The organism is Microbacterium sp. ZW CA_36, assembly GCF_044987475.1.
Classification (GTDB): Bacteria; Actinomycetota; Actinomycetes; order Actinomycetales; family Microbacteriaceae; genus Microbacterium.
On the sequence record NZ_JBJDRL010000054.1, the window covers coordinates 20,604 to 27,212 of the forward strand.

9 protein-coding genes are annotated in these 6,609 nt (G+C 72.0%); 5 read left to right on the plus strand and 4 right to left on the minus strand.

The annotated features are described in order from the left end of the window. Nucleotides 1-212: 212 nt before the first annotated feature. On the minus strand, nt 213-689 hold the full coding sequence (locus tag ACI3KX_RS17490) for an ATP-dependent endonuclease (RefSeq protein ID WP_404910516.1): 477 nt from the start codon (nt 687-689) through the stop codon (nt 213-215). A 227-nt stretch (nt 690-916) separates the two neighbouring features. On the opposite strand from ACI3KX_RS17490, the gene ACI3KX_RS17495 reads away from it, so the two are divergent. After that, nucleotides 917-1,852, plus strand: coding sequence for an aldo/keto reductase family oxidoreductase (locus tag ACI3KX_RS17495; RefSeq protein ID WP_404910517.1), 936 nt, complete (start codon nt 917-919; stop codon nt 1,850-1,852). A 246-nt stretch (nt 1,853-2,098) separates the two neighbouring features. Beyond that, nucleotides 2,099-2,557 carry a GyrI-like domain-containing protein gene (locus ACI3KX_RS17500; protein WP_404910518.1) on the plus strand — a complete coding sequence of 153 codons (459 nt, stop codon included), beginning with the start codon at nt 2,099-2,101 and terminating at the stop codon, nt 2,555-2,557. Nucleotides 2,558-2,644: 87 nt separating this feature from the next. On the opposite strand, the gene ACI3KX_RS17505 is transcribed toward ACI3KX_RS17500, so the two are convergent. Further along, on the minus strand, nt 2,645-3,331 hold the full coding sequence (locus ACI3KX_RS17505; protein ID WP_404910519.1) for a type 1 glutamine amidotransferase domain-containing protein: 687 nt from the start codon (nt 3,329-3,331) through the stop codon (nt 2,645-2,647). A gap of 115 nt (nt 3,332-3,446) precedes the next feature. Between ACI3KX_RS17505 and ACI3KX_RS17510 the strand changes: the two genes are divergently transcribed. Continuing rightward, nucleotides 3,447-4,346 carry a LysR family transcriptional regulator gene (locus ACI3KX_RS17510; RefSeq protein ID WP_363355941.1) on the plus strand — a complete coding sequence of 300 codons (900 nt, stop codon included), beginning with the start codon at nt 3,447-3,449 and terminating at the stop codon, nt 4,344-4,346. A 71-nt stretch (nt 4,347-4,417) separates the two neighbouring features. Here ACI3KX_RS17510 and ACI3KX_RS17515 read toward each other — a convergent pair whose 3' ends face one another. Then, nucleotides 4,418-4,597: a CsbD family protein gene (locus ACI3KX_RS17515; protein ID WP_349425669.1), complete on the minus strand. Its 180-nt coding sequence runs from the start codon at nt 4,595-4,597 to the stop codon at nt 4,418-4,420. A 32-nt stretch (nt 4,598-4,629) separates the two neighbouring features. Further along, nucleotides 4,630-5,310: a hypothetical protein gene (locus ACI3KX_RS17520; protein ID WP_363355939.1), complete on the minus strand. Its 681-nt coding sequence runs from the start codon at nt 5,308-5,310 to the stop codon at nt 4,630-4,632. Nucleotides 5,311-5,465: 155 nt separating this feature from the next. Between ACI3KX_RS17520 and ACI3KX_RS17525 the strand changes: the two genes are divergently transcribed. Together ACI3KX_RS17525 and ACI3KX_RS17530 are read left to right on the plus strand one after the other, a co-directional pair. Further along, entirely contained in the window at nt 5,466-6,278 is an 813-nt protein-coding gene (locus ACI3KX_RS17525; protein WP_363355936.1) for an alpha/beta fold hydrolase, read from the plus strand. Beyond that, nucleotides 6,275-6,609, plus strand: a 335-nt coding sequence (locus ACI3KX_RS17530) for a SelT/SelW/SelH family protein (protein WP_404910520.1), incomplete at its 3' end; no start/stop codon positions are given. The genes ACI3KX_RS17525 and ACI3KX_RS17530, both read left to right, overlap by 4 nt.

Sequence of the window (6,609 nt, forward strand, 5' to 3'; positions counted from 1 at the left end):
CCGCGACCGCCGGACCGCACGCTGACCGGCCGGCGACGAGCCTGCGACGACTCGGTGAACGGGCAGCGAGCGGCGCGTGAGAACGCCCTCATCCCGGCAGACGGATGCCGCCGGCGACGGGTTCGGGGCGTTTCGTCTCGCTCGTTCCTCGCTCGCTCAACGACCGAACGCTCCTCGCAGCTCACCGCCCACGCGCACGGGCGGTCAGCCCGTCAGACGGCGGCGAGGAGCGCGGCCAGCGGCGGCGGCATCCGGTCCAGCGGAACGGCCTCGGCCAGGAGCTGCGCGTAGCGGGCCTTGTTGCCGCTGCGGCCGCCGAAGAACCGAGCGAGCTGCGCCTCGACGGGGCGACCGCGCTGGAAGGGCTGCCGCTGCAGGCTGCGGAACGACGCCAGCTCACCCTGCTCGGCGATCACTGCCTCGACTCCTGGGATGCCGAGGGCGCGCACGAACTCGGCCTCGAGGTCGGGGTCGCAGACGAAGACGTCGTCGAGCACCCGCTCGAAGTCGTGCCGCTCGCCCTGGTCGACGAGCCCCAGCAGCCGGATGCCGGCGAGCTCGGCGGCCACGCGCCGAGCGCCCTTGGAGCCGCCGACGACGCGCACCTGCGGCATCCGGATCCCCAGCCGGGTGGCGAGCGTCTGGAGGGCGATGCGGTCGCTCTCGCCCTCCACCAGCACGACGGTCATGCGGCTGCGGCTTCCGCGCGCTCGTCGGCGAGGGTGACCAGGTACTCGAGCTGACGGTGCTCCATGAGACCTCCCCCGCCGCGCGGATGCGGCATCCATTCGCGATGATTCTCAATCACACAACATACAGTTGTTGGACTTCTTTGTCTCGACTGCCTAGCGTGGAGCGCGCAGGACGGGCCGACTGCGCGCGGAAGGCCCGGCACACCCGAACCGAGAGCGGACCAATGAAGACCATCGAACTCACCGGCGTCGAGCGTCCCGCACCCAACGTGGTGCTGGGGCTCATGCGCATCCAGGATCTCGACGACGACGCGGTGCGCGCCCTCGTCGGCACCGCCCGCGATGCCGGGATCGACTTCTTCGACCACGCCGACGTCTACGGCCGCGACGTGCACGGCTGCGAGCGGCGGTTCGCCGAGGCCATGCAGCTCACCGCGTCGGAGCGGGCCCAGATCACGATCCAGACGAAGGCCGGCATCGTCCGCGAGGGGCCGTACTTCGACTTCTCGTACGACCACATCGTCTCGGCGGTCGAAGGGTCGCTGCGCGCCCTCGACACCGACTACATCGACATCCTGCTGCTGCACCGGCCGGACGCCCTTGTCGAGCCCGACGAGGTCGCGCGGGCCTTCGATGAGCTCGAGGCGGCGGGCAAGGTGCGCGCGTTCGGCGTCTCGAACCACACCCCGCGACAGATCGACCTGCTGAAGAAGTCCGTGCGCCAGCCGATCGTGGCGAACCAGATCCAGCTCTCGATCACCCACGCCCCGTCGATCGCACAGGGCGTCGCGGGGAACATGCAGGGCGAGGAGCAGTCGCTCACCCTCGACGGCGGCGGGATCGTGGACTACTGCCGCCTGCACGACATCGCCATCCAGGCGTGGTCGCCGTTCCAGGCGGGGTTCTTCAACGGCGTCTTCCTCGGTTCGCCGGACTACCCCGAGCTGAACGCCGTCATCGACCGGCTGGCCGCCGCGTACGACGTGCCGGCCATCGCGATCGCGGTCGCGTGGATCACGCGCCATCCCGCGCTGATGCAGGTCGTGCTGGGCACGACGACCCCTGAGCGTGTGAGCGCGGCCACCGAGGGCTCCGACCTCCGCCTCACGCGCGCCGAGTGGTACGAGCTGTTCCGCGCGGCGGGCTACCGCGTGCCCTGAGGCGCTGGGGCGCACACGCCGCAGGAAGACGGATGCCGCGGCCCGCGGCATCCGTCTTCTTCTTGGTGTGCGCGCCCTGCGACGGTCGGGCTGTGTCGAGGGGGGTCGTCAGCGCGGCGGGGATATGCCATGGTCGGAGGTGGTCTCCCCTGGAACCCGTCGCAGCGCCCGCGCCGCGGCGGTCCCCGGATGCCGCGACACCGGCCGCCGGATGGGCGACACCGGAACTTCGAAGGAGAAGCGCAGATGACCGACCTCGAATACCGCCGCCTCGAACCCGTCACGGTCTACGCGGCCACCGACGTCGCGCCGGGCGGTGAGAACGTGCCCGCCGCGATCGACCGCATCCTGCCGTCGCTGCACGCGGCCCTGGACGCCGCCGGCGTCGACTATCGCGAGCCGGGCACGTTCTGGTACGAGCCGATGGAGGGCACCGACGACCTGCGGGTGTGGGTCTCGTGGGTCGCCGGCGACGAACCGGTTCCCGGCGACGCCTGGCAGGTGGTCGACCTCCCCGCCGTGGAGCGGGCGGCGGTGACGACCTACCGCGGCGAGATGTCCGGCATCGGCGCCGCCTGGGGCGCGTTCATGGGAGCGGTGATCGCCGACGGCGGCACGTTCGCGGGCCCGTCCCGCGAGGTGTACCTGCAGGCGGACGGGCCGCAGTCGACCTGGGTGACCGAGCTCCAGCAGCCGGTCGGCTGAGCCGGCACGCGGGAGAGCGGGGGTCTCTCCGCGCCCCGGCGGTGCGGCGGGCTCCGGGGTGGCCGTGGTCGCGGCATCCGTGGTGCCTCAGTGCGCCGCGAGCACCTCGACCAGGCGCTGCGCGGTCGCGACGCTCGACTGCGGGTTCTGACCGCTCACGAGCGCTCCGTCGGTCGCGACCGTGACGGACCACGGCTCGCCCGGCTCGACGACCGCGCCGAGCTCGCGCAGACGGGTCTCGACGAGATAGGGCGAGGCGTCGCCGAGGCCGCCCTGCCGCTCCTCGTCGTCGGTGAAGACCACGAGCCGGCGGCCCGCGAACGCGAACGAGCCGTCCTCGCGCACCGCGCTGAGGAGCCCCGCGGGCCCGTGGCACAGCACGCCCACCACCGCACCCCGGTCGACCGCGTCGATGAGCAGGCGTCCGAGATCGGCGTCGACCGCGAGGTCCACCATCGGCCCGTGACCGCCCGGCAGTGCGATCGCGTCGTACTCGCCGTCGCGGACGTCGGCGAGTGCCCGCGGGTGCGCGAGCAGTCCGTCGATCGACGCGAGGTAGTCGCGCAGCGCCTGGGCGGAATCACCCGAGAGGCTGCCGGGATCTACCGTCGGGCGAACGCCGCCGGGGGTCGCGATGTCGACCCGGTGCCCGGCGGCGACGAGTCCCCGGTGCAGCTCGACCAGCTCCTCCGCCCAGAATCCGGTCGGGTGGGACGTGCCGTCCGTGAGGGCGATCGCATCGGCGCCGGTGACGGCCATGAGTACGTGTGCCATGTTCTTCTCCCGTTCTGCGACCCGTGCGAGCCGCTGTGGAGGAAACCCGGTACCCATCACCGTCATTTCCTATGATCGGATCCAGCCATAGGTTTCCTGATGGAAGGACTGTTGCATGCAAGAGCTCGACCTGCTGTACACGTTCCTCGAGGTGCACCGCGCGGGCTCGATCACGGCGGCGGCCGCGCGCCTCAGCCTCAGCCAGCCGTCGGTGAGCGAGCGGATCGCCCGCCTCGAGGCAGAGCTGGGAACGCCGCTCTTCACGAGATCGGTGCGCGGCGCGACCCCCACACCCGCCGGCGATGCACTCGCTGCACGCGTGGCCGCACCGGTCGACCGCCTGCGCGAGGTGTGGACGGTGCCCGACACCGGCGCGGTGGAGACGGTGAGAGTGGGCGGCGCGAGCGATGTGGTCGCGGCACGCGTCGTTCCCGCGCTGGCGCCGCTCACCACCCGCGGCGTGCGTCTGGAGTTCTCCCTCGGCCTCGCGCACGACCTGCTCGAGCGGCTCTCGGGCGGCGGTCTCGACGTCGTGGTGTCATCGGTGCGGACGCCGATGCGCGGCATCCGCTATCGGGGCCTCGTCGACGAGGAGTTCGTTCTCGTCGGTGCGCCCTCGCTCGCCGGCACGATCGACCCGCATCGCCTGGCCGCCGATCCCGCCGAGGCCCTCCGGCATCTGCCGCTGGTCGCCTACGACGCCGATCTGTCGATCGTGCGGCGTTACTGGCGCAGCCAGTTCGGGCACCGTCCCGCCAACGCGGTGGCGATGACCGTGCCCGACCTCCGGGCGGTGCTCGCGGCGGTGATCGCGGGCGCTGGGATCTCGGCCCTGCCGCGTTACCTGGCGGAGCCCGCGATCGGCGCCGGCGCCGTGGAGCTGGTCCACCGATCCGCCGAGGCGCCGATCAACACCCTGCACCTCGCGATCCGCGCGGGAGCGCCGCCGACGGCCGCGACCACGCGGGTCATCGACGCACTCGTCGAACGTGCGCGGGACTGGGATGTCTTCTGACGCGGGCCTCCGGCCCCGGACACGACGATGCCCCGGACCCGCCGGGGACCCGGGGCACCGTCGCCGGCAGATCACCGGTCGTCGGTGAACGCGTCCTTCACGTCCTGACCGGCCTTCTTGACCTTGGCGCTGGCCTGGTCGGCCACGCCCTCGGCCTGCAGGCGCTCGTTGTCGGTCGCGTCTCCGACCGCCTCCTTCGCCTTGCCCTTGACGTCTTCCATGTTGTGCTTGATGTCATCGTCCAGACCCATGGTGGATCTCCTTTCTCGTGGTGGATAGAGGTTCAGACCCGCTCGTCGCCGAAGCCTGCGCGGTCGACGCGGCGGTGGTAGCGCATTCCGGCCGCTCCGCCGAGGACCGCCGCGATGAGCGTGATCACGGCGGCGCCGATGGCGGTCAGGATGCCGGTCCAAGTCGCCGCGTCGGGGGTGACGGGGATGCGGGGGAAGATGTCGATGTTCGCCAGGATGTCCCACTGCGCCCCGGCGATGGCCGTCACGACGGCTACGACGATGGCGATGGCGATCGCCCAGAGCCAGACGGCCAGACCCTGCTTGGCCCCGCTCAGCCGCGCCATGCGCCCGGCGACGTAGCCGCCGGCGAAGTAGGCGACGAACAGCACGACGGCGATCGCGATCGCTCCGATGATGGTCGCCGCGCCCATGTTCTGGTCGGCGGCATCGACCGCGTCTTCGACGGTCTCAGGCGAGGCCAGGCCGGTCGCCGCTCCGATCGCGGCGACCACGGCGGTGAGGGCAACCAGCGCGCCCAGGGCCGCGAGCCATCCGAAGAAGGCGGCGCCGAGCTTGATGCCGCCGAAACGCTCGTGCTCGCGAGCCACGACGGTGTCGCGCAGAGACGCGTCACGGCTGTCGGCCACGCCATTGCGGTCGAGGTCGGTGTCGGTGCGCCGCGGGGCCAGGGGCTCCGTCGGGCGTGAACCGCGGGGGTCGTCCATGCTCATGCCGCGACGTTAGGCGGAACAGCCGTGAACGCTCAGCCCGTTGCGATTCGGCGTCGAGAAGCGTAATCTCCGCGGGCTGACCCGATGGTGCGGGGTCGTTGCGCGACATGTGCGGCTGCGGCGGTGCCGGCGCGGGTGGGAGCAGAATGGCGGGTATGGATGCCGTCGCCCCCGTCGTGCGCACCGAGATGCCGCAGCCCAGTTTCATCATGTCGAACGAGGGGTACCAGCTGGCGACCTACGCCTGGGGCGAGCCCGACGCCGACGCCGTCCTGTGCGTGCATGGATTCGCATCGAGCTGCCGTGACAACTGGGTCGAGACCGGCTGGGTGCGGATGCTGACCGCGGCGGGCTACCGGGTCATCGGGGTCGACCAGCGGGGCCATGGGGCCAGCGACAAGCCCGACGATCCCCGCGCGTACTCCATGACCGCGTTCGTCGGGGACTTGATCGCGGTGCTCGACACCTACCTCGTCGACGCCGTGCGGTACGTCGGATACTCCCTCGGCGCCCGGGTCGGGTGGCAGCTCGCGGTCGACGCGCCGGAGCACATCAGCCGCGCGGTGCTGGGTGGCATCCCCGACGGCCGACCGCTCGGACGCCTGCGCATCGATCAGGCCCGGGCGTATGCCGAGGAAGGCATACCGGTGGCCGACGCCGTCACGCAGAACTACGTGCGACTCGCCGAGCGCGTGCCGCAGAACGACCTGCGCGCGCTCATCGCGCTCGCCGAGGGGATGCGGTTCGGCGACGCCGACCCGGATCCCGCGCGTCCCCCGGCCCAGCCGGTCCTCTTCGCCACCGGTTCGGACGACGCGATCCTCGAGCGCTCCCGGACGCTGGCGGCGACCGCGCCGAACGGCACCTTCGTCGAGATCCCGGGCCGGCATCACTTCAACACCCCCGGGTCGCGCGCGTTCCGTGACGCGGCGCTGGAGTTCCTCGCCCCGGACGGAGACGTCGCATGACGCACCGCGTCCGGGTCGTCTACTGCACGCAATGCGCGTGGATGCTCCGCGCGGCATGGATCGCCCAGGAGCTGCTGACGACGTTCCAGGCCGAGCTCATGGGGGGCGGCGCCACCCTCGAGCCCGGCACCGGCGGCATCTTCGAGGTGTATGCCGACGACGAGCTCGTGTGGTCACGCACCGCGGACGGCGGCTTCCCCGACATCGTCGTCCTCAAGCGGCGGGTGCGTGACCGCATCGCTCCCGGGCGTGCGCTGGGTCACGCCGACCGCGCCGCCGACCGCGCCGCCGACCGCGCCGCCCATCGCCCGGCGCGCGACGGCGGCGAGGC